At 73.6% G+C, this 25,869-nt stretch carries 19 protein-coding genes; 16 read left to right on the forward strand and 3 right to left on the reverse strand.

Annotated elements, in window-relative coordinates; genetic code table 11:
* Genes rpmF through mutM form a run of 3 tightly spaced genes read left to right on the forward strand, consistent with a single transcriptional unit; the run spans nt 1 to nt 1,919 of the window.
* Nucleotides 1–174 carry a 50S ribosomal protein L32 gene (gene rpmF / locus ACWD4P_RS12265; protein ID WP_030056747.1) on the forward strand — a complete coding sequence of 58 codons (174 nt, stop codon included), beginning with the start codon at nt 1–3 and terminating at the stop codon, nt 172–174.
* Between the two features lie 20 nt (nt 175–194).
* Entirely contained in the window at nt 195–986 is a 792-nt protein-coding gene (gene rnc, locus ACWD4P_RS12270; protein ID WP_359826463.1) for a ribonuclease III, read from the forward strand.
* 54 nt (nt 987–1,040) lie between these two features.
* Nucleotides 1,041–1,919, forward strand: a complete 879-nt coding sequence (gene mutM / locus ACWD4P_RS12275) for a bifunctional DNA-formamidopyrimidine glycosylase/DNA-(apurinic or apyrimidinic site) lyase (RefSeq protein WP_359826465.1) — start codon at nt 1,041–1,043, stop codon at nt 1,917–1,919.
* Nucleotides 1,920–1,938: 19 nt separating this feature from the next.
* Here mutM and ACWD4P_RS12280 read toward each other — a convergent pair whose 3' ends face one another.
* Nucleotides 1,939–2,859 (reverse strand): DMT family protein, encoded by a 921-nt coding sequence (locus ACWD4P_RS12280; RefSeq protein ID WP_359826467.1) that lies wholly within the window; start codon nt 2,857–2,859, stop codon nt 1,939–1,941.
* Nucleotides 2,860–3,190: 331 nt separating this feature from the next.
* Between ACWD4P_RS12280 and ACWD4P_RS12285 the strand changes: the two genes are divergently transcribed.
* The 5 genes from ACWD4P_RS12285 (at nt 3,191) to ftsY (ending at nt 10,673) form a co-directional block, all read left to right on the forward strand.
* Nucleotides 3,191–4,540 carry a hypothetical protein gene (locus ACWD4P_RS12285; protein ID WP_449779522.1) on the forward strand — a complete coding sequence of 450 codons (1,350 nt, stop codon included), beginning with the start codon at nt 3,191–3,193 and terminating at the stop codon, nt 4,538–4,540.
* A 98-nt stretch (nt 4,541–4,638) separates the two neighbouring features.
* On the forward strand, nt 4,639–4,938 hold the full coding sequence (locus tag ACWD4P_RS12290) for an acylphosphatase (RefSeq protein ID WP_359826472.1): 300 nt from the start codon (nt 4,639–4,641) through the stop codon (nt 4,936–4,938).
* Nucleotides 4,939–5,419: 481 nt separating this feature from the next.
* Nucleotides 5,420–5,623, forward strand: coding sequence for a hypothetical protein (locus ACWD4P_RS12295; protein WP_045702518.1), 204 nt, complete (start codon nt 5,420–5,422; stop codon nt 5,621–5,623).
* Between the two features lie 155 nt (nt 5,624–5,778).
* Complete coding sequence (smc, locus tag ACWD4P_RS12300) at nt 5,779–9,399, forward strand: chromosome segregation protein SMC (RefSeq protein ID WP_449779523.1); 3,621 nt, start codon at nt 5,779–5,781, stop codon at nt 9,397–9,399.
* 47 nt (nt 9,400–9,446) lie between these two features.
* Nucleotides 9,447–10,673: a signal recognition particle-docking protein FtsY gene (gene ftsY, locus ACWD4P_RS12305; protein ID WP_359829804.1), complete on the forward strand. Its 1,227-nt coding sequence runs from the start codon at nt 9,447–9,449 to the stop codon at nt 10,671–10,673.
* A 76-nt stretch (nt 10,674–10,749) separates the two neighbouring features.
* Here the strand turns inward: ftsY and ACWD4P_RS12310 are convergent, their stop codons facing one another.
* Nucleotides 10,750–11,442, reverse strand: a complete 693-nt coding sequence (locus tag ACWD4P_RS12310; protein WP_359829805.1) for a bifunctional DNA primase/polymerase — start codon at nt 11,440–11,442, stop codon at nt 10,750–10,752.
* 626 nt (nt 11,443–12,068) lie between these two features.
* On the opposite strand from ACWD4P_RS12310, the gene nsdA reads away from it, so the two are divergent.
* The 7 genes from nsdA (at nt 12,069) to ftsH (ending at nt 22,971) form a co-directional block, all read left to right on the forward strand.
* Entirely contained in the window at nt 12,069–13,523 is a 1,455-nt protein-coding gene (gene nsdA, locus ACWD4P_RS12315) for a transcriptional repressor NsdA (protein WP_359829806.1), read from the forward strand.
* Nucleotides 13,524–13,824: 301 nt separating this feature from the next.
* Complete coding sequence (locus ACWD4P_RS12320; RefSeq protein WP_449779524.1) at nt 13,825–15,267, forward strand: ammonium transporter; 1,443 nt, start codon at nt 13,825–13,827, stop codon at nt 15,265–15,267.
* On the forward strand, nt 15,264–15,602 hold the full coding sequence (locus ACWD4P_RS12325; protein WP_359829808.1) for a P-II family nitrogen regulator: 339 nt from the start codon (nt 15,264–15,266) through the stop codon (nt 15,600–15,602). The genes ACWD4P_RS12320 and ACWD4P_RS12325 overlap by 4 nt, the downstream gene beginning before the upstream one ends.
* 254 nt (nt 15,603–15,856) lie before the next feature.
* Nucleotides 15,857–18,319: a [protein-PII] uridylyltransferase gene (locus ACWD4P_RS12330; protein WP_449779525.1), complete on the forward strand. Its 2,463-nt coding sequence runs from the start codon at nt 15,857–15,859 to the stop codon at nt 18,317–18,319.
* Between the two features lie 175 nt (nt 18,320–18,494).
* On the forward strand, nt 18,495–20,060 hold the full coding sequence (gene ffh / locus ACWD4P_RS12335; RefSeq protein ID WP_449779540.1) for a signal recognition particle protein: 1,566 nt from the start codon (nt 18,495–18,497) through the stop codon (nt 20,058–20,060).
* Between the two features lie 192 nt (nt 20,061–20,252).
* Nucleotides 20,253–20,777, forward strand: a complete 525-nt coding sequence (locus tag ACWD4P_RS12340) for a GNAT family N-acetyltransferase (RefSeq protein WP_449779526.1) — start codon at nt 20,253–20,255, stop codon at nt 20,775–20,777.
* A gap of 148 nt (nt 20,778–20,925) precedes the next feature.
* The gene (gene ftsH / locus ACWD4P_RS12345) at nt 20,926–22,971 is read left to right on the forward strand and encodes an ATP-dependent zinc metalloprotease FtsH (RefSeq protein ID WP_449779527.1); all 2,046 of its coding nucleotides are present in this window, start codon (nt 20,926–20,928) and stop codon (nt 22,969–22,971) included.
* Nucleotides 22,972–23,033: 62 nt separating this feature from the next.
* Here the strand turns inward: ftsH and ACWD4P_RS12350 are convergent, their stop codons facing one another.
* A complete protein-coding gene (locus ACWD4P_RS12350) occupies nt 23,034–23,861 on the reverse strand; it encodes an SAM-dependent methyltransferase (protein ID WP_449779528.1) in 828 nt (275 codons plus the stop codon).
* A gap of 189 nt (nt 23,862–24,050) precedes the next feature.
* Here ACWD4P_RS12350 and proS point away from each other — a divergent pair, with 189 nt between their 5' ends.
* Complete coding sequence (gene proS, locus ACWD4P_RS12355; protein ID WP_359822364.1) at nt 24,051–25,463, forward strand: proline--tRNA ligase; 1,413 nt, start codon at nt 24,051–24,053, stop codon at nt 25,461–25,463.
* Nucleotides 25,464–25,869: the final 406 nt, after the last annotated feature.

Genomic DNA, 25,869 nt, shown 5'->3' on the forward strand with positions numbered 1-25,869 from the left:
GTGGCTGTTCCGAAGCGGAAGATGTCGCGCAGCAACACGCGCCACCGCCGGTCCAACTGGAAGGCCGTTGTTCCGGCCCTCGTGGCGTGCGACCGCTGCCACGAGCCGAAGCTGGGCCACATCGCGTGCCCGAGCTGCGGCACGTACAACCGCCGCCAGGTCCTCTCGGTCTGATCGGCGGGGTGCACGGATCGATGTCGGACGGTAACTCCACCCGCAAGGCGTCCATCGCCCCGAAGGGTTCCTCTTCGGGCGGTGGCAAGGCCGGTGGGCCGGCTTCGACCGAATACGACGTCCTGGAAGGGCGCCTCGGGTACACGCTCGAGCGCGCCCTTCTGGTGCGTGCCCTGACCCACCGCTCGTACGCGTACGAGAACGGCGGGCTGCCCACCAACGAGCGCCTGGAGTTCCTCGGCGACTCGGTGCTGGGACTCGTGGTGACCGACACCCTCTACCGCGTCCACCCGGACGTCCCGGAGGGCACGCTCGCCAAGCTGCGCGCCGCGGTGGTCAACTCCCGCGCGCTCGCGGACGTCGGCCGCGGCCTGGAGCTCGGCACGTTCATCCGCCTCGGCAAGGGCGAGGAGGGCACCGGTGGCCGCGACAAGTCGTCGATCCTCGCCGACACCGTCGAGGCCGTGATCGGCGCCATCTACCTGGACCAGGGACTGGACGCCGCCACCGAGTTCGTCCACCGGCTGTTCGACCCGCTGATCGAGGAGTCCTCTCAGCTGGGCGCCGGCCTGGACTGGAAGACCAGCCTCCAGGAGCTCACCGCCTCGGTGGGCATCGGAGTGCCGGAGTACGTGGTCATGGAGTCCGGCCCGGACCACGAGAAGACCTTCACCGCGGCGGCCCGGGTGGCCGGCGAGGACTTCGGCAGCGGCGTCGGCCGCTCCAAGAAGGAAGCCGAGCAGAAGGCCGCCGAGAGCGCCTGGCGCGCGATCAAGGAGAAGTACGCCGACCGGCTGCCCGCCGGCGCCTGACCTCCGAGTAGCCTTCACTCCTGCTGATCCGTACCGAGCAGGAGGCGTGTTCCCGTGCCCGAACTTCCCGAGGTCGAGGTCGTCCGCCGTGGTCTGGCCTCCTGGGTGGCCGGGCGGACGGTCGCCGACGTCCAGGTGCTGCACCCGCGCGCGGTGCGCCGCCAGCCCGCCGGCGCGGCCGACTTCACCGCCCGGCTGACCGGCACCACCCTCGGCACCGCGCAGCGGCGAGGCAAGTACCTGTGGGTGCCGCTGGCCGGTACGGGGGCGGGGTTCTCGCTGATCGGCCACCTCGGGATGAGCGGCCAGCTCCTCGTCCAGGACCCTGCCGTACCCGACGAGACGCACCTGCGGGTGCGGCTGCGCTTCGACGACGGCGGGCGCGAACTGCGCTTCGTCGACCAGCGGACCTTCGGCGGCCTGGCCGTCGAGGAGGCAGAGGACGGGGACCCGGAGGGCACCCCGGTCTCGATCGCCCACATCGCCCGCGACCCGCTCGACCCGCGCTTCGACGACGCCGCCTTCGCGGCCGCGCTGCGCGCCAAGCGGACCACCGTCAAGCGCGCCCTGCTCGACCAGACCCTGATCAGCGGCGTCGGCAACATCTACGCCGACGAGGCGCTGTGGCGCTCGAAGCTGCACTACGACCGCCCGACCGCGACGCTCACCCGCCCGCAGGCCCTGCTGCTGCTCGCCAACGCCCGGGACGTGATGAACGCGGCGCTCGCCGTCGGCGGCACCAGCTTCGACAGCCTCTACGTCAACGTGAACGGCGAGAGCGGCTACTTCTCCCGCGACCTCGACGCCTACGGCCGCGAGCAGGAGCCCTGCCGCCGCTGCGGCACCCCGATCCGGCGGGCGGCCTGGATGAACCGCTCCAGCTACTTCTGCCCCCGCTGCCAGCGCGTGCCGCGCGTCCGCAGCGGAGGCTGAGCCGCACCCGCGCCGAGTCTCACTTCCGGGTGAGTTCGGGCTCCTGCGGGGCCGGCTCCCCGGGCGTGCCGTGGGTGTCCTGGCCGAAGTAGGCGACCCCGACCGCGGCGACCACCGCGAGCAGGAAGCCGACCACGCCGAGCCAGCCCAGGCCGGCCTTGGAGGAGTCGCCGAGCCAGAGCACGCCGACCGCGCCGGGCAGCACCGTCTCACCGACGACCAGCGCGGCGGTCGCGCCGTTCACCGAGCCGATCTGGAGCGCCACGGTGTGGATGTACATGCCGCCGATGCCGCCGACCAGGACCGCGTACAGCGCCGGGTCGGAGAGCAGCTCGCCGAACGCGAACGGCTCGATGCCGTTGAGGATGCGCACCCCGACGCCCAGGGCGCCGAAGCCGAGACCGGAGAGCAGACCGGCGACGATCGCGCCGTTGGAGCCCATCCGCCGCACCAGCAGGCTGCCGCCGACCAGCAGCACGGTGGTGACGATCAGCAGCGCCCAGTGGAAGGACATCGCCGCGTGGTGGCCGCCCTCCGGCCCGGCGGAGACGGCCAGCAGCACCAGCGCCGAGCAGAGCACGGCGATCGAGGCCCACTCCAGCTGCTTGAGCCGGATGCCCAGCAGCTTGATGCTGAGCACCGCGGTGATCACCAGGTTGGCGCTGATGATGGTCTGGGAGAGGAACAGCGGCAGCAGCCGGGCGGCCAGCGCGCCGAGCCCGAAGCCGATCAGGTCGAGCACCGTCCCGAGGATGAACTCCCAGGTGACGGCGGCCTTCGCGGTCGAGGACAGGCTCGGGCCGCCGTGCTCGGTGGTCGAGGTGGTGGCGCCCTTGGCGGCCTCCTCCCGGGCGGAGCGGCGGGAACCGACGGCCTGGAGGACCGAGCCGGTGCCGTAGCAGGCGGATGCCGCCACGGCGGTGACGAGGCCGATGATCACCGAGCGCTCCGATCGGGAGTTGGGGAGGGAACGGGCTGAGTAAAGACGCCGGGTAAAGAAAGGGCAATGGGACCGGTGGTCCGGGACCACTATGCCCGTTCGCACGGTACGGTCGGCACGCCCCCGAGTGCCCCGGATCCGGTCCGGGTCCGCCGGAACGTACGTCCGGGGGCCTCCCGGGGTTCCCGCGCGGACCGCGACTCAGGGGTGACTGGGGGAAACATCATCCCCGAGGAGGGGAGCGGCCCCGGCGGACGGCGGGGACCCTTGTCAGTACCAGTATGCGAAGGGTATGGCGTGCTCGGGGGCCGGTCACGGTAGCGTCGAGGGCATGAGAACCCTTGCACGACGTTCCCGGGGCGCCGGGCCGCTTGCCCTGGTGGCGGCGCTGCTCGGGCTGCTGCTCCTGCTGGCGCCGGCGGCCTCGGCGGCCGGGCTGAGCGACGCGGCCGCCACCCTGAAGAAGGGCCAGGTCTACGTCGACCCGGCCATGACCGGCCGTTTCAGCCAGGACCAGGCCGACGCCCTGACCAAGAAGATCGAGAAGGCCGACAAGCCGATCTTCGTCGCGGTGCTCCCCGACTCCTCGACCTACGCCAAGGACACCGTCTTCAAGGACATCCGCACCAAGGTCGGCGTCGACGGCGTCTACGCGATCTGGCGCGGCGACCAGTTCACCGCCCGGGCCGACCGCGGCGCGCTGGGCGCCGGCCTCCCGGAGCGGATCTCCGGCGCGGCCTTCCGCTCCAACGGCGGCGACATCAACGCCACCCTGAACGACTTCGTCGACCAGGCCGCCCCGCAGACCAAGGGCACCGGGGTCAACCACAGCACCTCGATCGCCTGGGTGGTCATCCCGGTGGTCGTGCTGGCGCTGGCCGGCGCCGGCGTCTTCCTCCTCTTCCGCCGCGCCAAGCAGCGCAAGGAGGCGCAGGCCCGCGCCGAGCTGGACCAGCTGCGCCGGGTCGTGGACGAGGACATCACGGCCTTCGGCGTCGAACTGGAGCGGCTCGACTTCAACCCGGCCGCGGCCGACGCGGACGACGTCCAGCGCACCGACTACAGCCGGGCCCTGGACTCGTACGAGAAGTCCAAGCGGCTGATGGACGAGGCGAAGAAGCCCGAGGACGTCAAGCAGGTCACCGAGGCGATCGAGGACGGCCGCTTCTCGCTGGCCACCCTGGCCGCCCGGCGGGAGAAGCGGCCGCTGCCCGAGCGCCGTCCCCCGTGCTTCATGGACCCGCGCCACGGCCCGTCCGTCAAGGACGTGGACTGGGCCCCGGCCGGCGGCACCTCCCGTTCCGTGCCGGTCTGCCAGGCCGACGCGGACCGGGTCGCGGCGGGCCTCGACCCGGCGATCCGCACCGTCGACACCGAGCAGGGCCCGCAGCCGTACTGGAACGCCGGCCCGGCGTACGCCCCGTACGCGGGCGGCTACTACGGCGGCTTCGGCGGCGGCGGTCTGCTGCCGGGCCTGCTGGTCGGCACCATGCTCGGCTCGATGATGAGCACCCCGGCCTACGCGGCCGCGCCGATGATGGACGGTGGCCACGGCTACCAGGACCAGTTCGAGGGCGGCGACTTCACCGGGGCCGACTTCAACGGCGGCGACTTCGGCGGGTTCGGCGGCGGCGGTGGCGACTTCGGTGGCGGCGGCGACTTCGGCGGCGGGGACTGGTAACCCGCCGGACCGACGTCCGACCCCAGCGGCCCCGCCGGCCTTCCGGCGGGGCCGCTCCCGTTCGCGCGGGGGCGCGGGCGGGAGGCTAGGGTCGGGACATGCATGGTCGCGACGCCCACAGTGAGGAACCGGTCCGGGTGACCGCCTGGGTCCGGGGGAAGGTCCAGCAGGTCGGGTTCCGCTGGTGGACCAGGGCACGGGCGCTGGAGATCGGACTGACCGGCTACGCGAGCAACCTCGGCGACGGCCGGGTCCAGGTGGTGGCCGAGGGACTGGCCGCCGACTGCGAGCAGTTGCTGACCCGGCTGCGCGGGCCGGGGACCCCGGGGAACGTCAGCGGGGTCACCGAGATCTGGACGGCCGTCGGCCCTGGTTACGAGGGTTTCGAGATCCGCTGAGCCGCCCCGGGCCGACCGGGCCGGGCAGCCCTTCGGGGGCCCCGGGGCGGCTGTGCGACGGCCCCCGGGCAGCCGCAGGGCGGGCCGTCGGCCGGGCTACCGGGGAAAAGATCGGGAACCGGCGGTGTCACGAGGTTGCCATCCGGGCAGACTCGTGGTTGACTCCGCATCGAACGATGATCCACGAGCACGTGGTGGACCCCTCCCGACACCCCCAGGCGTGACGACACCGCCGGGCAGGTGACAGGGGAGCGGTAGCGTGCGGTGATCGTGTTGACCCTTTCCGTCTTTGGTGAGACGCTGGAAGCCCGCGCACACGATCGCGATTTCCCGGCAGGCGCATGCCCTCGTGAGCCCAGCTCACGGTGGTTGTGCCGTAGTGCCCAGCCAGCACTTCGGGTCACGCGCCGCGCGTGCGTCCCCCTTCCCCCTAGACCTGTACCGTTCCGGTTCGGTCACTCAGCGTGGAGGACCATTCATCATGGCAAAGGCGCTTCTCGGGTACGTCGGCGGCCCCGACCCGCGAATGCTCTCCGAGATGCGGCGGCTTCAGCAGCGCGTCCAGGATCTTGAAGCCGAGCTCCTTCGGATGCAGGCTGAGAACGACGCTCTGACCGCTGTCGCTGACGAGCACTCTCTGCTCAACAGCATCGATCTGGATCAGCGGGAGCCGGCTCTCACCTGAGTCCCGCCCGGTCCTCGCAGATCGACGCCGCTGTGCACTGAGTCGCCCCGAAAGGGACGCAGCTTGCAAGGGACGCCCGGATGTGGCGTCCCTTCGTCGTGTCCGCCGCCGGATACAGTCGGTTTCCGTCGTGAGCGATTGAGGAGACCGGCCGCGTGCACCTGAAGAGTCTGACGCTGCGCGGGTTCAAGTCCTTCGCCTCCAGCACCACCCTGCGCTTCGAACCGGGCATCACCTGCGTCGTCGGCCCGAACGGCTCCGGCAAGTCCAACGTGGTGGACGCGCTGTCCTGGGTGATGGGCGAGCAGGGCGCCAAGACGCTGCGCGGCGGCAAGATGGAGGACGTCATCTTCGCCGGGACCAGCGGGCGCGCCCCGCTCGGCCGCGCCGAGGTCAGCCTCACCATCGACAACACCGACGGCGCCCTGCCGATCGACTACTCCGAGGTGACGATCACCCGGACCATGTTCCGCAACGGCGGCAGCGAGTACGCCCTCAACGGCGAGACCTGCCGACTGCTGGACATCCAGGAACTGCTCTCCGACTCCGGCATCGGCCGCGAGATGCACGTCATCGTCGGGCAGGGGCAGCTGGACTCCGTGCTGCACGCCGACCCGATGGGCCGGCGGGCCTTCATCGAGGAGGCGGCCGGCGTCCTCAAGCACCGCAAGCGCAAGGAGAAGGCGCTGCGGAAACTGGACGCGATGCAGGCCAACCTCAACCGGGTCCAGGACCTGGTGGCCGAACTGCGCCGCCAGCTCGGACCGCTCGGCCGACAGGCCAGGATCGCCCGCCGGGCCGCCGGCATCCAGGCCGACCTGCGCGACGCCCGGCTGCGGCTGCTCGCCGACGACCTGTGCACGCTGCGCCGGGCCGTCGAGGCCGAGGTCGCCGACGAACTGGCGCTGCGGCTGCGCCGCACCACCGTCGAGCAGGAGCTGGCCCGCGCGGTGCAGCGCGAGCGCCTCCTGGAGGCACAGGTCGAGCAGCTCGGCCCCGGTCTGGAGGCCGCCCGGCAGACCTGGTACCGGCTCTCCGCACTCGCCGAGCGCACCCGCGGCACCATCGGACTGGCCGAGGCCCGCGCCCGGCACGCCGCCGCCGGGGGCCGGGGCGAGGAACGGCGCGGGCGCGACCCGGAGGAGCTGGAGCGGGAGGCCGAGCGGGTCCGCGAGGAGGAGGCCGCACTGACCGAGGCGCTGGAGGAGGCCCGGTACGCGCTGGCCGAGGCGGTCGAGCGCCGAGGCGGACTGGAACGGGAGCTGGCCGCCGAGGAGCGCCGGCTGCGGGACGCCGCCCGGGCCATCGCCGACCGCCGCGAGGGCCTGGCCCGGCTGCAGGGGCAGGCCGCCGCCGCCCGCTCCGAGGCCGCCGCGGCGCAGGCCGAGATCGGCCGGCTCGCCGAGGCCAGGGACGAGGCACTGCTGCGAGCCGGAGCCGCCCAGGGCGAACTGGACGAGCTCCAGCGGCAGGTGGACGGCCTGGCCGGGGACGACGAGCAGGCCGAGGCCCGGTACCAGCGGGCGCGCGAGCAGCTGGCCGCCGTGGAAGGGGAACTGGCCGCGGCCCGGGAGGCGGCCGGCGCCGCCGAGCGCGAGCGGGCCGGGCTGACCGCGCGGCACGAGGCGCTCTCCCTCGGGCTGCGCCGCAAGGACGGCACCGGGGCGCTGCTGGCCGCGGCGGAGCGGCTGGCCGGACTGCTCGGCCCGGCCTCCGCGCTGCTGCGGATCGAGGCGGGCTACGAGGTGCCGATCGCCGCGGCGCTCGGCGCGGTGGCCGACGCGGTGGCCGTCGACTCGCCGTCCGCCGCCGTCGGGGCGCTGCGGCTGCTGCGGGCCGAGGACGCCGGCCGGGCCGCACTGCTGATCGCCGGTGACACCGAAGTGCCCGAAGTGATCGGGGGATTGCCGGACGGGGCCTGCTGGGCGGCCGAACTGGTCGGTGGCCCGGCCGAGTTGACCGGTGCGGTCCGGCGGATGCTGGCCGGGGTCGCGGTGGTCGAGGACCTGGACCGGGCGCTGTCGCTGGTCGCCTCGCGGCCCGGAATCCGTGCCGTCACCGCCGACGGGGACCAGCTCGGGGCCGGATCCGCCCAGGGCGGATCCGCCGGCGCGCCGAGCCTGCTGGAGACCCAGGTAGCGGTGGACGAGACGGCCCGGGCGCTCGGCGAACTCGCCGTCCGCTGCGCCGAGTCGGCCGAACGACTGGCCCGACTCGCCGAGCAGCGGCGGGAGTCGGCGGCCGAGGTGGAGCACCTGGCGGAGCGGCGGCGTCACGAGGAGAAGGAGCGGGCGCAGGTCGCCGGGGCGCTCGGCCGGCTCGGCGGGCAGGCCCGGGCCGCCGCCGGGGAGGCCGAGCGGCTGTCCGCCGCCGCCGCGCGGGCCGAGCAGGGACTGGCCGAACTGCTCGACAGGGCCGAGGAGTCGGCGCGGCGCCTGGCCGCCGCCGAGGAGTCCGCCGAGGCAGGGGAGGACGAGCCGGACACCGCCGAACAGCAGCGGCTGGCCGGGGCTGCGAGCGACGCCCGGCAGGCCGAACTGGAGGCCCGGCTCGCTGTGCGCACCCACGAGGAGCGGGTCCGCGCCCTGACCGGCCGGGCCGACCAGCTGGACCGGGCCGCCCGCGCCGAGCGCGAGGCGCGCGCCCGGGCCGCCGAGCGCCTCCGGCGCGCCGAGCACGACGCCGGGGTGGCGAACGCCGTCGCGGCGGGCGCCCGGCAGCTGCTGGCCTGCCTGGAGGTGTCGCTGGCCCGCGCGGACGCCGGGCGGGCGGCCGTCGAGCAGGCGCGCGCCGAGCGCGAGCACGAGTTGCGCGAGCACCGGGAGCACGGCCGCGGGCTCAAGGAGGAGCTGGACAAGCTGGTCGACGCCGGGCACCGGGACGAGGTGCTGCGGGCCGAGAAGCGGCTGCGGATCGAGCAACTGGAGGCCCGCGCGCTGGAGGAGTTCGGCATCGACGGCGGCGAGCTGCTCGCCTCGTACGGGCCGGACCGGCCGGTACCGCCCCCGCCCGCCGAGGACGGGGCGGAGCCGGGGGCGCCGTACCCGTACGTCCGGGCCGAGCAGGAGAAGCGGCTGCGGGCGGCCGAGAAGGCATACCAGCAGCTGGGCAAGGTCAACCCGCTCGCCCTGGAGGAGTTCGCCGCGCTGGAGGAGCGCCACCGCTTCCTCGGCGAGCAGCTCGACGACCTCAAGCGCAGCCGGCGCGACCTGCTGGACATCGTCCGGGACGTGGACCAGCGGGTCGAGCAGCTGTTCACCTCGGCGTACCACGACACCGCCGCCCAGTTCGAGGGCGTCTTCGCCCGGCTCTTCCCCGGCGGGGAGGGCCGGCTGGTGCTGACCGACCCGGAGAACATGCTCACCACCGGGGTCGAGGTGGAGGCCCGCCCGCCGGGCAAGAAGGTCAAGCGGCTGTCGCTGCTCTCCGGCGGCGAGCGCTCGCTGACCGCGGTGGCGCTGCTGGTGGCGATCTTCAAGGCCCGGCCCAGCCCGTTCTACGTGATGGACGAGGTGGAGGCGGCGCTGGACGAGACCAACCTGCGCCGGCTGATCGGGATCATGGAGGAGCTGCGGGAGAGCTCCCAGCTGATCGTGATCACCCACCAGAAGCTCACCATGGAGTCGGCCGACGCCCTCTACGGCGTGACCATGAAGGGCGACGGCATCTCGCAGGTGATCAGCCAGCGGCTGCGCGAGGGGGCACCTCCCGGCCGCCAGGCCGGGGGAGAGCACCGGGAACGGCGGCCGCGGGCGGTGCGCACCGCATCGGTGTAGGGCGGCTGCGGTCCATCCGGGCTCCGGTCGCGGATACTGGAGCGGTTATGGAATACGTGATCCTTGCCGTAGTCATCGCCGTGGTCGCCATCGGCGCGATCGCGGGCCTCGTCGTTTCCGGCAGACGACGCCAGCAGCTGCCCCCGAAGTCGCAGGCGCCGGTCATCACGGCGCCGAAGACCCCGCAGGAGCCCCAGGTCGGCGAGGAGTCCGCGCCGCCGACCGAGGAACCTCGTCGCACCGTCGAGGAAGTCCCGCTCCCCGAAGCCCCCGAGACCGTCGAAGCCCCCGAGGCCGTCGAGGTCGAGGCCCCGGCGGAGGCCGGGACGGCACCCGCCATCGAGGTCCCCGAGCCCACCGCCGGCCGGCTGGTCCGGCTGCGCTCGCGGCTCTCCCGCTCGCAGAACTCGCTCGGCAAGGGCCTGCTCTCGCTGCTCTCCCGGGAGCACCTGGACGAGGACACCTGGGAGGAGATCGAGGAGACCCTGCTCACCGCCGACGTCGGCGTCACGCCCACCCAGGAGCTGGTCGAGCGGCTGCGCACCCGGGTGAAGGTGCTCGGCACCCGTACGCCCGACGAGCTGCGCGCGCTGCTGCGCGAGGAGCTCGTCGAGCTGGTCGGCAAGGACGCCGACCGCGCCGTCCGCTCCACCAAGCACGAGGAGGGCCCGGCGGTGGTCCTGGTGGTCGGCGTCAACGGCGTCGGCAAGACCACCACCACCGGCAAGCTGGCCCGCGTCCTGGTCGCCGACGGCCGCAAGGTGGTGCTCGGCGCCGCCGACACCTTCCGCGCCGCCGCCGCCGACCAGCTCCAGACCTGGGGCGAGCGGGTGGGTGCGCGCACCGTGCGCGGCCCGGAGGGCGGGGACCCGGCCTCGATCGCCTTCGACGCGGTCAAGGAGGGCATCGCCGAGGGCGCGGACACCGTGCTGATCGACACCGCCGGCCGCCTGCACACCAAGACCGGCCTGATGGACGAGCTGGGCAAGGTCAAGCGGGTCGTCGAGAAGCACGGCCCAGTGGACGAGGTGCTGCTGGTGCTGGACGCCACCACCGGCCAGAACGGCCTGATCCAGGCCCGGGTGTTCGCCGAGGTGGTCGACATCACCGGCATCGTGCTGACCAAGCTGGACGGCACCGCCAAGGGCGGCATCGTGGTCGCGGTCCAGCGCGAGCTGGGCGTCCCGGTCAAGCTGATCGGCCTGGGCGAGGGCGCGGACGACCTGGCGCCGTTCGAGCCGGGCGCGTTCGTGGACGCGCTGATCGGGGACTGACGTCCCCGCCGCCCGCCGAGGGCGCACGAAGGGCCCGCCCCCTCCACGGGGCGGGCCCTTCCGCGTGCCGGGAGGGTCAGGAGGCCATCCAGGCCGGCTCGGCGGTGCGCTCGCGGCTGCGGTGGCAGGCGTAGGCGAGGGTGCCGAGCAGCAGCCGTGCCTCCGGCGGGCAGCCCGCGTTGTCGCGGGTGGGGCGGCGCAGCCAGCGGACCGGGCCGAGGCCGGCGAGGACGGTGGGCGGGGCGGCGACGTAGCTGCCCTCGCCGTGGCAGGTCAGGTCGAGCGCGGCGTCGTCCCAGCCCATCCGGTACAGCAGGTCGGGCAGGCGCCGGGCGGTGCCGGCGGCGACCAGGAACTGGAGCCGGCCGGTGGGGGCGGCGAGCACCGGGCCGACCTGGGTGCCCATCCGCTCCAGCCGGACCAGCGCCTGGAGGCCGGCCTGCTCGGGGACGTCCAGGACGTCGAAGGCGCGGCCGGTGGGGAACAGCACCGAGCCCTCGGCGCGGCCGGCGCGGGCCCGGCCGTCGTCGCCGGGCAGGGGGTGCAGGCCGGGCGCGGCGCAGCGGGGGGAGCCGCAGGGACAGCGGGTCGGGGCGGCGGTGCCGGTGACCGGGGCGCCGGTGGACGGGGCGCCGGTGGCGACCGCCCAGCCCCAGCGGCCGGTGTACTCCGCGGCGGCCTGGGACGCGGTGACCTTGGTGCGGCGGCGCGCCCCCAGCGGTGCCAGCCGCAGGTGCCCCAGCCGAAGTTCGCCGAACAGGTTGTCCATGCCTCCCCCAACAGGTTCTCGTTGCCGATGGTTACGGGACGGTGACTGTGTGTCGATTGTCAGCCGTGTGGTGCGTAGTGCGGTGGCGGCGCGCAGCGCGTGGTGTGCGCCTGTTCTGCCGGTGCGCCTCGGGCGCCGCCTTGTGGGGGCGGCGCCGATGCCGGATCGTCGTGTGCGTGGGGCTGCCGCCGCTCCGAGTGGACGGTGAACTCGCCTGGGGCTGCGGTGGATTGCCGGTTGTGCCGGGCCCTCCGGGATGCGCCGGGGGACTTGGCGGCCCGCATATGCCGGGCCGTTGGGACTCCCTAAGTGAAGCGTGTGCCCCCGGGCTTCGGTTCACTCCTGGGGGTGGCGAAAGGTGGCGTTTCGCCAGGGCCGCTCCCACGGGCCCCTCGCGGGGCATTACGTTCAGCACGCGGATGTCGTCGAAGCCTGTTCCGGGCCATCGGGGAACGGGAGTTGGGAATCTGACGGATCGTCCGCAACGATGGCACACCAGTGCGAGGGCGCTGCGGTACGGCGGCACGGCAGAACCTCGGGCAGGTACGTCTGGCAAGAGCCCGCAACCGTCGGGCGGTCACGATCGGGGGCCCCGCCAGGGGCCGGGCGGGATGGGGACGTTACCCATGGCAGAGAAGCAACCGAATGAGAAGCTGACCACGTGGTTCGCCCGCAGTGGCTGGTCCAAGGGCGAGTTGGCCCGCCAGGTCAACCGCCGGGCCCGGCAGATCGGCGCCCACCACGTGTCCACCGACACCTCACGGGTGCGCCGCTGGCTCGACGGCGAGCAGCCCCGCGAGCCGATTCCCAAGCTCATGTCGGAACTCTTCTCCGAACGCTTCGGCTCGGTGGTGTCGGTCGAGGACCTCGGTCTGCGCGCCGCGATCCCGGTCTCCACCGTGGGCGGCGGCGTCGACCTGCCGTGGAGCGGCCCGCAGACCGTCCAGCTGATCAGCGACTACTCCCGCAGCGACCTCATGCTCAACCGCCGGGGCTTCCTCGGCACCTCGCTGGCCCTGACCGCGGGCGCCGCGCTGATCGAGCCGATGCAGCGCTGGCTGACCCCCGGCCCGACCGGCGTCCCCACCCCGATCCTCACCGCGGCCAACGGCGGCGAGGCCTTCACCGGCCGGCTCTCCGAACCCGAGCTCGAACTACTGGAGCAGACCACGGTCATGTTCCGGCAGTGGGACGCGCAGAACGGCGGCGGGCTGCGCCGCAAGGCCGTCGTCGGCCAGCTGCACGAGGTCACCGACCTGCTCCAGGAGACGTACAGCGAGGACACCACCAGGCGGCTGTTCCGCCTCACCGCCGAACTCGCCCACCTGGCCGGGTGGATGTCGTACGACGTCGGGATGCACCCGAGCGCGCAGAAGTACTACGTGCTCGCCCTGCACGCCGCCAAGGAGGCGGGCGACCGCCCGTTCGGCGCGCTCATCCTCACCGACATGAGCCGCCAGATGATCCACCTCAACCGGGGCGAGGACGCCCTGGAACTCATCCACCTGGCCCAGTACGGCAGCCGCGACACCGCCACCCCGCGCCAGCAGTCCCTGCTGTTCGCGATGGAGGCGCGCGCCTACGCCACCATCGGCGAGGTCAACCGCTGCGCCCGGGCGATCCGGCTGGCCGAGGACACCTTCACCGACATCCGGGACGGCGACCAGGACCCGGACTGGCTGAAGTTCTTCTCACCGGCCGAGCTGAACGCCGAGAACGCGCACTCCTTCCGCGACCTCGCGTACCACTCGGACAACGCCGAGCTCTACGCCTCGCTGTCCGCTCCGGTGATGGAGACCGCGGTCGACCTGTTCCGGCAGGACGCCGACCACGTGCGCTCGTACGCCTTCAACCTGATCGGCATGGCCAGCGTCCACCTGCTGCAGAAGGAGGCCGAGCAGGCGGTGGTGATGGCCGAGCAGGCGGTGGACATCGCCACCAAGGTGCGCTCGGAGCGGCTGAACTCCCGGGTGCGCAAGACCACGGAGGCCGCGGCGGCCCGGTACAAGGGCGTGGACGCGGTGAGCCGGCTCAAGGAGCGGGTGGTCCAGGACATCCCGGAGTTCGTCTCGGTGGTCTGACCGGGGCCTCCGGGGGAAGCTCCACCGACCGTGACGGCCGCCGCCGTCACGGTCGGTGGTGTGTCCGGCGTCCGGCGGGGGTGCGGGGCCGACGGGGTTCGCGCGGCCCGCCTCCCGCCTCCCGCGCAGCCGCGGTTCACGCAGCCGTAACCCGCGCGTCGCACGCGTCACCGCGGTGAAACACCAGGCCGCACCGGCCGAAACCAGCCTTCGGCACGCTCCTCCTCAACGCCGACACCCCGGGTGGCACCACGGGACGGGTCCCCGGGTGCGGATCGGCCTGGACGCAGAGGAGACGCCGATGCCGGACGGCTTCAGTGCGGGCGACACCGCCTTCGTACTCATCAGTGCGGCCCTGGTCATGCTGATGACCCCAGGGCTGGCCTTCTTCTACGGGGGCATGGTCAGGGCCAAGAGCACGCTGAACATGCTGGCGATGAGCTTCCTCTCGCTCGGCGTCGTCAGTGTGCTGTGGGTCCTCTACGGCTACTCGCTCAGCTTCGGCTCCGACTCCTTCGCGGGCCTGATCGGCAACCTCGACCACCTCGGGATGCGCGGCCTCGGCCTCGACGAGCTGACCGGCACCATCCCGGTGACCGCCTTCGCGCTCTTCCAGCTGATGTTCGCGGTCATCACGCCCGCGCTGATCAGCGGGGCCGTCGCGGACCGGGCGAGGTTCGCCGCCTGGGGCCTGTTCATCGCGCTCTGGGTCACGGTCGTCTACTTCCCGGTCGCGCACTGGGTGTTCTACTTCGACGGCGGCCACGGCGGCTGGCTGGGCGACCGCAACGGTGTGATCGACTTCGCCGGCGGGACCGCCGTGCACATCAACGCGGGCGTCGCCGGCCTCGCGCTCTGCCTGGTGCTGGGCAAGCGGATCGGCTTCAAGAAGGACCCGATGCGCCCGCACAGCCTGCCGCTGGTGATGCTCGGCTCCGGGCTGCTCTGGTTCGGCTGGTTCGGCTTCAACGCGGGCTCGGCGCTGGCCGCCAACGGCGTCGCCGCGATGGCGATGGTCAACACCCAGGTCGCCACCGGTGCGGCGCTGGTCGGGTGGCTGGCCTACGAGAGGGTCAAGCACGGCGCCTTCACCACGCTGGGCGCCGCCTCCGGCGCGGTGGCCGGGCTGGTCGCGATCACCCCGGCCTGCGGCTCGGTCAGCCCGCTGGGCGCGGTCGCGATCGGACTGGTCGCGGGCGCGGTCTGCTGCGCCGCCGTCTCGCTCAAGTACCGCTGGGGCTTCGACGACTCGCTCGACGTGGTGGGCGTGCACGCGGTCGGCGGTGCGGTCGGCTCGCTGCTGGTCGGACTGTTCGCCACCGGCGGGGTCGGCCAGGGCGTCAAGGGGCTGTTCTACGGGGGCGGGATCGGGCAGCTGGGCAAGCAGGCGATGGGGGTCGCGGTGGTCGCGGCGTACTCCTTCGCGCTGTCGTGGCTGCTGGCCAAGGCGGTCGACCGGCTGATCGGCTTCCGGGTGTCCGCGGAGGTCGAGACGGCCGGCATCGACCAGGCCGAGCACGCCGAGTCCGCCTACGATTTCAGCGCCGTGGGGGCGGGCCTGGCCCGGGCCCTGCCGGGCCTGGCCGCCGCCGCGCAGTCCGCCGCCGCGGAGCCCGTCGCCGAGCGGCCCGCGGGGAAGTCCGCGGCGCCCGCGGAGAAGCCCGCCGCGCCCGCGGAGAAGCCCGCCGCGCCCGCCGCGGCAGCCGTGCCCGCCGAGAAGAAGACCGAGGTCGATGCCCGATGAAGCTCATCACCGCCGTGATCAAGCCGTACCGACTGGACGAGGTGAAGGCCGCCCTGCAGGCCTTCGGGGTGCACGGCCTGACCGTCACCGAGGCCAGCGGCTACGGCCGCCAGCGCGGCCACACCGAGGTGTACCGGGGGGCCGAGTACACCGTGGACCTGGTGCCGAAGGTCAGGATCGAGGTCCTGGTCGAGGACGAGGACGCGGAGGACCTGATCGACGTCCTGGTGAAGGCCGCCCGGACCGGGAAGATCGGCGACGGGAAGGTCTGGAGCGTCCCGGTGGACACCGCCGTACGGGTCCGCACCGGCGAGCGCGGGCCGGACGCCCTGTAGCCCCTCGTGCGGCCCGGTGACCGGTCGCCCCGCACCGCGGACGGCGGGTCCGTCCACCCCCGGGGTGCGGGTCCGCCCGACGGCGTACCGGCGTCGTCCGGCCGGCCGAACGGGCACCGGCGGAACGGGTCACCGGCCGGACGGCCCACCGGCAGACGATCCAGGAGCAGGACGGTTCACCAGCAGGACGGTTCACCGGCAGGACGGTTCACCGGCACGGCGGTTCACCAGCACGACGGACGGGACCCACGCACATGACCACCGAGACCAGCCCCTCCGACCCCGTCGACCCTGCCGACCCCGCCGGTCACGCCGTCGCCCGGGCCGCGCTGCTCGCCGGTCCCGGCCCGGGGGGTCGCCCGCGGCGCCGGTCGCTCGCCCGGCTCACCGACGACTGGCTGGCCGGGCTGTTCGCGGCCGCCGGTGCCCCGCCCGGCGTCGCGTTGGTCGCGGTCGGCGGCTACGGGCGCGGCGAGCTCTCCCCGCGCAGCGACCTGGACGTCCTGCTGCTGCACGACGGTCCGATCGCCCGGGAGCTGCCCGAGCGGATCTGGTACCCGGTCTGGGACACGGGCGGCAGGCTGGACCACGCGGTGCGCACCGTCACCCAGGCCCGCGCGGTCGCCGCCGCCGACCTCAAGGCCCAGCTCGGCCTGCTGGACGCCCGGCACCTCGCCGGGGACCGGGCGCTCACCGACGCGCTGCGCTCCGCGGTGCTCACCGACTGGCGTGCGAGCGCCCCCGCGCGCCTGCCGGAGCTTCGCGAGCTGGGCCGCGCGCGGGCCGAACGACACGGTGAACTCTCCTTCCTGCTGGAGCCCGACCTGAAGGAGGCCCGCGGCGGACTGCGCGACGTCGTGGTGCTGGACGCGATCGCCGCCACCTGGCTGGCCGACGCGCCGCGGGACGGCCTGGACGACGCCGCCACCCGGCTGGCCGACGTGCGCGACGCGCTGCACCTCGCCACCGGCCGGGCCACCGACCGGCTCGCCCTCCAGGACCAGGACCAGGTCGCCGAACGGCTCGGCGTGCTGGACGCCGACACCCTGCTGCGCCGGGTCTACGAGGCCGCCCGCACCGTCGCGTACGCGAGCGACGTGGCCTGGCGGTCGGTGGACCGGGTGCTCGCGGCCCGCGGCGGAAGCGGCCGGCGGGCGCGCCGTCCGGGCATCCCGTTCATCGGTTCCGGACGCGGCGGCGGCGCGGTGGCCCGGGGCGCGGTCGAACGGCGGCCGCTCGCCGAGGGAGTGGTCGAGCAGGACGGCGAGGCGGTGCTCGCCCAGGGCGCCCGCCCGGCCGCCGACCCGGTGCTGCCGCTGCGCGCCGCGGCCGCCGCCGCGCAGAACGGGCTGGCCCTCTCCCACGCCACGGTGCGCCGGCTGGCCGCCGAGTGCCGCCCGCTGCCGGTGCCCTGGCCGGACGAGGCGCGCGAGCAGCTGGTCACCCTGCTGGGCGCGGGGGAGCCCGCCGTACCGGTGTGGGAGGCCCTGGAGGCGCAGGGACTGGTCCGACGGCTGCTGCCGGACTGGGAACGGGTGCGCTGCCGTCCGCAGCGCAACGCGGTGCACCGCTGGACGGTGGACCGGCACCTGGTCGAGACGGCCGCGCGGGCCGCCGCGATGACCCGCCGGGTGGCCCGGCCGGACCTGCTGCTGATCGCCGCGCTGCTGCACGACATCGGCAAGGGCTGGCCGGGGGACCACAGCGAGGCGGGCGAGGTGATCGTCCGCGACCTCGGCGCCCGGATGGGCTTCGGCCCCGCGGACACCGAGACCCTCGCGGTGCTGGTCCGCCACCACCTGATGCTGGTGGACACCGCGACCCGGCGGGACCCGGACGACCCGGCCACCGTCGAGGCGGTCACCAAGGTCGTCGCCACCCTGCCCGAGCTGGAACTGCTGCACGCGCTCACCGAGGCCGACGCGCTGGCCACCGGCCCGGCCGCGTGGAGCGGCTGGCGGGCCTCGCTGGTGAACGGCCTGGTGGCCCGGGTGGCCGGCCGGCTGGCCGGTACCGGCGCCCCGCCGGCGGAGACGGCGCCGACCGCGGAGCAGGAACGGCTCGCGGTCGAGGCAGCCCGCACCGGGCAGCCCGCGCTGTCGCTGCGGGTCCGGTCCGAGGCGTCGGGGCCGGGCGGGCCGGTGGGCGCCGAGCCGATGGGCGTCGAGCTGAACCTGGCGGTCCCGGACCGGCCCGGGCTGCTCGGCACGGCCGCCGGGGTGCTCGCGCTGCACCGGCTGGCCGTCCGCTCGGCCGGGCTGCGCGAGCTGGACCCGGTGGGCGCCGGGCCGGTGCTGCTGCTGTCCTGGCGGGTGGCGGCCGAGTACGGGGAGCTGCCGGAGGCGGCCCGGCTGCGGGCCGACCTGCGCCGGGCGCTGGACGGCTCGCTGGACGTCGCCCGCCGGCTCGCCGAGCGGGACGCCGCCGCCCCGCGCCGCCGGGGCATCCCCACCCCGCCGCCGCTGGTCGCGGTGGCGCCCGCGGTGGCCTCGGCGACGGCGACGGTGCTGGAGGTCCGCGCGCACGACGCCCCCGGGCTGCTGCACCGGATCGGCCGGGCGCTGGACGGGGCGGGTGTGCGGGTGCGCACCGCGCACGTCTCCACGCTCGGCGCGGAGGCCGTCGACTCGTTCTACCTGACCGACGGGGCGGGCCGTCCGCTGACCGCCGGGCGGGCGGGCGAGGTGGCGGCCGCCGTCCGGGCCGCGCTGGGCTGAGCGGCGGGCCGGTGCCGGGCGCGGCTCCGCGTGCGGGGCGCGGGTCCGGGCCGGAACCCCGGAGAAGGTCCGGGCAACGGTTCCGACCGGGGGTGGAGACCGTACCCGGGGCGGCCGGATACCCTGGGGGGCGACGACCGTACCGATTTCGATGCCGCAGAGGACCCGCGACGACGTGTTCGACACCCTTTCCGATCGCCTCGCAGCGACGTTCAAGAACCTCCGGGGCAAGGGCCGCCTGAGCGAGGCGGACATCGACGCCACCGCCCGCGAGATCCGCATCGCGCTGCTGGAGGCGGACGTCGCGCTGCCGGTCGTCCGGGCCTTCATCAAGCAGGTCAAGGAGCGGGCGCTCGGTGTCGAGGTCTCCGGCGCGCTGAACCCCGCGCAGCAGATCATCAAGATCGTCAACGAGGAGCTCATCGCGATCCTCGGTGGCGAGACCCGCCGGGTGCGGTTCGCCAAGAGCGGCCCGACGGTGATCATGCTCGCCGGTCTCCAGGGTGCCGGTAAGACCACCCTCGCGGGCAAGCTCGGCCACTGGCTGAAGACGCAGAAGCACACCCCGCTGCTGGTCGCCTGCGACCTCCAGCGCCCCAACGCGGTCAACCAGCTCCAGGTGGTCGCCGAGCGCGCCGGCGTGGCCTTCTACGGCCCGCAGCCGGGCAACGGCGTCGGCGACCCGGTGCAGGTGGCCAAGGACTCGATCGAGTACGCCAAGCAGAAGCAGTACGACGTCGTCATCGTCGACACCGCCGGCCGCCTGGGCATCGACGCCGAGCTGATGCAGCAGGCCGCCGACATCCGCGCCGCGGTGAACCCGGACGAGGTCCTGTTCGTCGTCGACGCGATGATCGGCCAGGACGCGGTCACCACCGCCCAGGCCTTCCTCGACGGCGTCGACTTCACCGGCGTGGTGCTCTCCAAGCTCGACGGCGACGCCCGTGGTGGTGCGGCCCTGTCGGTCGCCCACGTCACCGGCCGGCAGATCATGTTCGCCTCCAACGGCGAGAAGGTCGACGACTTCGACGCCTTCCACCCGGACCGGATGGCCTCGCGCATCCTCGGCATGGGTGACGTCCTCTCGCTGATCGAGAAGGCCGAGCAGACCTTCTCGCAGGCCGAGGCCGAGAAGATCGCCGCCAAGCTGCGCGGCGGCCCGAAGCAGTTCACCCTGGACGACTTCCTGTCCCAGCTGGAGCAGGTCCAGAAGATGGGCTCGATCTCCAAGCTGCTCGGCATGCTGCCGGGGATGGGCCAGATCCGGGACCAGATCAACAACATCGACGACAAGGACGTCAACCGGGTCGGCGCGATCATCAAGTCGATGACCCCGACCGAGCGCGCCGAGCCGGAGCTGATCAACGGCTCCCGCCGGGCCCGCATCGCCAAGGGCTCCGGTGTCCAGGTCGGCGAGGTGAAGAACCTGGTCGAGCGGTTCTTCGAGGCCCGCAAGATGATGTCCGCGATGGCCTCGGGCAAGGGCGTGCCCGGCATGCCGGGCATCCCCGGCATGGGCGGCGGCGCGAAGAAGTCCGGCAAGAAGGCCCCGCAGGCCAAGGGCAAGCGCAAGAGCGGCAACCCGCTGAAGCGCGCGCAGGAGGAGGCCGCGGCCGCCGAGCGCCGCGCGCTCGGCCCGGGCGCCGGCCAGGGCCAGCCGGACGGCGGCGCGTTCGGCCTCGGCGCGGGCAAGGGCCCGGCCGATTTCGAGCTGCCCAAGGAGTTCAAGGACATGCTGTAGTCCTTGAGGGCCTCTGAGGACCTTCAGGGCCCCTCTGAGGCCCTGAGAGGGGCCCTGAAGGTCCTCGGAGCGGAGGGCCTTGAAGGTCCTTGAAGGTCCTTGATCGACAGCGATCGGTCGTGATCGATTTTGGTCGGCCCGTCGTCCGGTGTTTCCGGGCGGCGGGCCGATCGCGTGTCCGATGATGGGGGCATGCGAGTGATGATCAGGGCCCCGAGGTCCGAGGACGCGGCCGGGTACGCCGAGGCGGTCCGGCGGTCCGCCGAACACATCGGACGGTGGAACCCGGTCGAGCCGGACGGCCTGCCCGACCTGCTCAAGCGCCAGGGGTCCGGGCTGCGCACCTTCCTGATCATCGACCGGGAGACCGGCGGGATGGTCGGCAAGGTGAACGTCGCCAACATCGTGATGAGCCGCTTCTGCAACGCCTCGATGGGCTACGACTCGTACCTCCCGTTCAACGGCACCGGGCGGATGACCGAGGGCATGCGGCTGGTCGTGGACCGCTGCTTCGCCCCGCAGTCGGCCGGCGGGCTGGGGCTGCACCGGCTGGAGATCAACGTGCAGCCGGAGAACGAGCGCTCGATCGCGATGGCCAAGCGGCTGGGCTTCCGGCACGAGGGCTTCTCCCCGCGGATGCTGTTCCTCCAGGGGGACTGGCGCGACCACGAGCGGTTCGCGCTGACCGCCGAGGAGTGGCCGGGCGCGACGGCGTAGCCGCTGCCGACGCTGGAGGGGCGGTGGCGCGGCTGTCGGCGGGGGTAGTGGCATCGCCGCTGGTGGGAGGGGTCGACGCGGCCGTACGGCGGTCCGGGCGCGGCGTTGCGATTGGCTCGCCCGAGCAGCTGTCCGTATTGTCCGATGGGTGACCGAACCCGTGCCGCCACGTCAGACGCCCGACCAGCCATGGCGCTCGGAGGGGGCCCCGCCCCCGCCGCCGCCCAAGCGCCGGATGCCCGGCGGCTGGGTGGGCCTGGCCCTCACCGCCCTCGTGGTGTTCCTGATCTCGGACCTGCTGCTGTCCGTCTTCGGACCCGCCGGAGCCACCACGATCTCCTACACCGAGTTCAACAACCAGCTGAACAAGGGCAACATCACCAAGATCTACGCCAAGGGCGACGCGATCGAGGGCACCCTCAAGACCGCCCAGCCCAAGCCGGACGGCGGCAAGGGCGACTACACCGAGTTCGACACCCAGCGGCCGTCCTTCGCGGGCGACAACCTCTGGACCACCCTGCAGCAGCAGGGCGTCGAGGTCACCGCCACCTCGCCGGTCCAGCAGCGCAGCTTCCTGACCAACCTGCTGATCTCGCTCGCCCCGATGCTGCTGCTGGTCTTCATCTGGGTGCTGCTCGCCCGCCGGATGGCCGGCGGACTCGGCGGCGGACCGCTCGGCCGCAAGGCCCCGCCCAAGCCGGTCACCGCGGAGGAGGGCAAGCGCACCACCTTCGCCGACGTGGCCGGCATCGACGAGGTCGAGGCCGAACTCACCGAGGTCGTCGACTACTTGAAGAACCCCGACCGGTACCGCAAGCTCGGCGCCAAGATGCCGCGCGGCGTGCTGCTGAGCGGCCCGCCCGGAACCGGCAAGACCCTGCTGGCCCGGGCCGTGGCCGGCGAGGCGAACGTGCCGTTCTTCTCCGCCTCCGCCTCCGAGTTCATCGAGATGATCGTCGGCGTCGGCGCCAGCCGGGTCCGCGAGCTGTTCGCCGAGGCCCGCAAGGTCGCCCCGGCGATCATCTTCATCGACGAGATCGACACCATCGGCCGCCAGCGCGGCGCCGGCGGCGGCATGGGCGGCCACGACGAGCGCGAGCAGACCCTCAACCAGATCCTCACCGAGATGGACGGGTTCACCGGCTCCGAGGGCGTCATCGTGATCGCCGCGACCAACCGGGCGGACGTGCTCGACCCGGCGCTGCTGCGCCCCGGGCGCTTCGACCGGCGGATCACCGTCAGCCCGCCCGACCGGGAGGGCCGCGCGGCGATCCTGCGCATCCACAGCCGCAGCGTCCCGCTGGCCGGCGACGCCGACCTCAACCAGCTGGCCAAGGTCACGCCGGGGATGACCGGCGCCGAGCTCGCCAACCTGGTCAACGAGGCCGCGCTGCTGGCGGTCAAGCGCGAGCAGGACGCGGTCAACGAGCGGGACCTCTCGGACGCGCTGGAGAAGGTCCAGCTGGGCGCGGTGCGGCCGCTGGTGATGCCGCAGGAGGAGCGCGAGCGGACGGCGTACCACGAGAGCGGGCACGCGCTGCTGGGCATGCTCCAGCCCGGCGCGGACCCGGTCCGCAAGATCACCATCGTGCCGCGCGGCCGGGCGCTCGGCGTCACCCTCTCCACCCCGGAGAACGACCGCTACTCGTACACCGAGCCCTACCTGCGCGGCCGGATCATCGGCGCGCTCGGCGGCATGGCGGCCGAGCAGGTGGTCTACGGGGTGATCACCACCGGCGCGGAGAGCGACCTGGAGCAGGTCACCAACATCGCCCGCGGGATGGCCGGGCGCTGGGGGATGAGCGAGCGGGTCGGCCGGCTCACCGCGGTGCCCTCCGACCCGCAGGGCGCGTACGGGCTGTCCGCCGCGCCGACCACCCTGGACGCGGTGGACGAGGAGGCCCGGCGGATCGTCTCCGAGTGCTACGACGACGCGGTGCGGATCCTGACCGAGCAGCGGCACCGGCTGGACGCGCTGGCGGCGGCGCTGCTGGAGGCGGAGACGCTGGACGAGGCGGCGGCGTACCGGGCGGCGGGGGTGCCGCGGGAGGCCTCCTCGGAGGGTTCCGGCGACGCCAGTGGTTCCGGTGGTTCCGGTGACGCGGGTGGTTCCGACGGGTCCGGCGGGGCCGTCGGGTCCGGCGGTTCCGATGGTTCCGGTGGTCCCGACGGGAAGTCGATCGACCGGGCGTGAAGCCAGGGGCCGGGGGCGCTCGCCGTAGTGGCGGGCGCCCCCGGTTTCGCGTTTCCGCGCCGCTACCGGCGCGGCCGCTCGGCGACCAGGTAGCGGAACAGGTTCTCCATCCGCACCGAGCCGTCCGCGCGCAGGTGGGGCTGGAGCGCCTCCTCCAGCTCCTTCGCCACCAGCGAGGCGCCGGAGAACTCCTCGGCCGGGTCGAACAGGCCGGTGGAGAGCAGGCCGCGCACCGCGCTGTCGAGGTCGGCGTAGGCGAACGGGCAGCTCACCCGGCCGCTGCCGGCCGGACGCAGGCCGGCCGGCGCGAGCAGGTCCTCCAGGGCGCCGGGCGCGCTCAGCTCGAAGGGGTCGCGCGCGGTGGTCCGGCCCGCCCTGCGCCGGGCCACGTCCAGCACGGCGGCGCTCTCGCAGCGCTCCGGCGGGCCCCAGGCGGCCAGCACCACGTGCCCGCCCGGAAGGGTGAGCCGGGCGGCCTCGGCGACCACCGGAGCGGATTCGGCGCCACCGGGCAGCCGCTCGAAAACCGTCACCAGCGAATGGGCCGGGCGGGGGACGGCGGCGGGCGTCCTGGCCCCCGCGCACACCCGCAGCCGGCGGGCGCGGGCCAGCTCGCGCAGCTCGTCCCGCGGCTCCTGCCCGGCGACCTGGGCGCCCCGGCCGGCCGCGAGCAGCAGGGCCAGTCCGGACCGGCAGCCCAGGCCCAGCACGCTGCTCGCCGGGCCGACCTCCAGCCGGTCGTAGACCGCCTCGTAGAGCGGCACCAGCATGCGTTCCTGGATCTCCGCCCAGTCGCGCGCCCGCGTGGGGCCGACGGCCCCGGTCCGCGGGTGGTGCGGGCGTGCGCCCGTCGGTCGTACGGTCGTGCCGGTCGTCCGAGCTGAAGCCATGGCGGCCTCCCATCCGGTCCTTCGGTGTGCTGCTACGGCTCCCCCAAAGTCCCGCCCCACACCAGCGAACAGCGGGTCGGGCCCGGCGTCCAGAGGGGTGCAGGGTGGTGCGCGCGTGTCGCGGTGGTGCGCCCCCGTCCGGTGATACCGATTCGAAACCGGGGCCCCGGGCCCCGTACCATTCGCCCCATGGCTAAGGCACCCGTTCTCACCCCTCAGGCGGAAGACTTCCCGCGCTGGTACCAGGACCTCATCAACAAGGCCGAGCTGGCCGACAACGGTCCGGTGCGCGGCACCATGGTCATCCGACCGTACGGCTACGGCCTGTGGGAGCGGATGCAGCAGGAGATGGACGCGCGGATCAAGAAGGCGGGCGCCCAGAACGCCTACTTCCCGATGTTCATCCCGCAGTCCTACCTGACGAAGGAAGCCGAGCACGTCGAGGGCTTCGCCCCCGAGCTCGCGGTCGTCACCCACGGCGGCGGCAAGCAGCTGGAGGAGCCGGTCGTCGTCCGGCCGACCTCCGAGACGATCATCAACGAGTACTTCTCGAAGTGGGTGCAGAGCCACCGGGACCTGCCCCTGCTGATCAACCAGTGGGCCAACGTGGTCCGTTGGGAGCTGCGTCCGCGCGTCTTCCTGCGCACCACCGAGTTCCTCTGGCAGGAGGGCCACACCGCCCACGCCACCTACGAGGACGCCCGCGAGTACGCGTCGATGATCCACACCCAGGTCTACGGCGACTTCATGACCAACGTGCTCGGCATCGACGTCGTGCTCGGCCGCAAGACCGCCAAGGAGCGCTTCGCCGGCGCCATCAACACCCTCACCCTCGAGGGCATGATGCGCGACGGCAAGGCCCTGCAGATGGGCACCAGCCACGAGCTGGGCCAGAACTTCGCCAAGGCGTTCAACACCACCTACCAGCTGCAGGGCGCCGAGCGTGAGCACGTCTGGCAGACCTCCTGGGGCGTCTCGACCCGCATGGTCGGCGGCCTGATCATGTCCCACGGCGACGACAACGGCCTGCGGGTGCCCCCGCGCCTGGCCGCCGTCCAGGCCGTCGTGCTCGCGATCAAGGGCGACGACGCGGTCATCGCCAAGGTCCGCGAGATCGGCGCCCAGCTGGAGGCCGTCGGCATCCGGGTCGTGGTCGACGACCGCACCGACACCCCGTTCGGCCGCCGCGCCGTCGACTGGGAGCTCAAGGGCGTCCCGCTGCGCATCGAGGTCGGCCCGCGCGACCTGGAGAACGGCACCGCGATGCTGGCCCGCCGCATCCCGGGCGGCAAGGAGCCGGTCTCCATCGACGCCCTGGCCGCGCTGCTCCCGGGCGTGCTGGAGGAGGACCAGGCGCAGCTGCTGCGCGAGTCCCGCGAGCGCCGCGAGGCCCGCACGGTCGACGTCAAGACCATCGAGGAGGCCGTCGAGGCCGCCGCGACGGGGTGGGGCCGGATCTCCTGGGCCGACCTCGGCGCGGAGGGCGAGGCCAAGCTGGCCGAGCAGGGCGTCACGGTCCGCTGCATCGTCGCGGCCGACGGCTCGGTGCCGCAGGCGGACGACCAGGAAGGCAATGTCGCGCTCGTCGCCCGGGCGTACTGACACCGGATCGACGTCCGGCGGACGCCCCCCGGATGTCCGCCGGAGGTCCTTCGTCCACGGGTAATGACCGGCACCGGCGACATTTGCCCGGAATGCGGATGGGTAAGAATCCGGTAACTGTTCCGGCCTGCCCCCGCACCGGACATCCCTACTGGCCGGTCAACTCCCGGTATTAACGGAATAGCGGTACGGTGTACGGCCCGTGGCCCTGTCAATCCGGCAGGCCCACGGGCCGTACGTCCTGGGTGGCGACAGCCCGCCCCCCGGACGGAATTTCACCAGGCGCGTCGGCGTTGCCACGGGCCGAAACCGGCAGGGGGTTGGTCTTGCGTCAGATCCGGAACGCGCAATTCGCGCGCGGCCTCGCATTCCTGGGAGTTCCCTGTGAATTCCCCGGGAACGAGAA

It is taken from the genome of Kitasatospora sp. NPDC002543 (assembly GCF_053594915.1).

Excerpts from the sequence above, each read along its gene's own strand:
- ACWD4P_RS12350 (WP_449779528.1), bottom strand. The coding sequence starts at position 23,861 with ATGGCTTCAGCTCGGACGACCGGCACGACCGTACGACCGACGGGCGCA.
- ACWD4P_RS12295 (WP_045702518.1), top strand. The coding sequence starts at position 5,420 with ATGGCAAAGGCGCTTCTCGGGTACGTCGGCGGCCCCGACCCGCGAATG.
- ACWD4P_RS12340 (WP_449779526.1), top strand. The coding sequence starts at position 20,253 with ATGCGAGTGATGATCAGGGCCCCGAGGTCCGAGGACGCGGCCGGGTAC.
- ACWD4P_RS12325 (WP_359829808.1), top strand. The coding sequence starts at position 15,264 with ATGAAGCTCATCACCGCCGTGATCAAGCCGTACCGACTGGACGAGGTG.
- ACWD4P_RS12285 (WP_449779522.1), top strand. The coding sequence starts at position 3,191 with ATGAGAACCCTTGCACGACGTTCCCGGGGCGCCGGGCCGCTTGCCCTG.
- ftsY (WP_359829804.1), top strand. The coding sequence starts at position 9,447 with ATGGAATACGTGATCCTTGCCGTAGTCATCGCCGTGGTCGCCATCGGC.
- proS (WP_359822364.1), top strand. The coding sequence starts at position 24,051 with ATGGCTAAGGCACCCGTTCTCACCCCTCAGGCGGAAGACTTCCCGCGC.
- ACWD4P_RS12290 (WP_359826472.1), top strand. The coding sequence starts at position 4,639 with ATGCATGGTCGCGACGCCCACAGTGAGGAACCGGTCCGGGTGACCGCC.
- rnc (WP_359826463.1), top strand. The coding sequence starts at position 195 with ATGTCGGACGGTAACTCCACCCGCAAGGCGTCCATCGCCCCGAAGGGT.
- nsdA (WP_359829806.1), top strand. The coding sequence starts at position 12,069 with ATGGCAGAGAAGCAACCGAATGAGAAGCTGACCACGTGGTTCGCCCGC.
- ACWD4P_RS12320 (WP_449779524.1), top strand. The coding sequence starts at position 13,825 with ATGCCGGACGGCTTCAGTGCGGGCGACACCGCCTTCGTACTCATCAGT.
- ACWD4P_RS12330 (WP_449779525.1), top strand. The coding sequence starts at position 15,857 with ATGACCACCGAGACCAGCCCCTCCGACCCCGTCGACCCTGCCGACCCC.
- ACWD4P_RS12310 (WP_359829805.1), bottom strand. The coding sequence starts at position 11,442 with ATGGACAACCTGTTCGGCGAACTTCGGCTGGGGCACCTGCGGCTGGCA.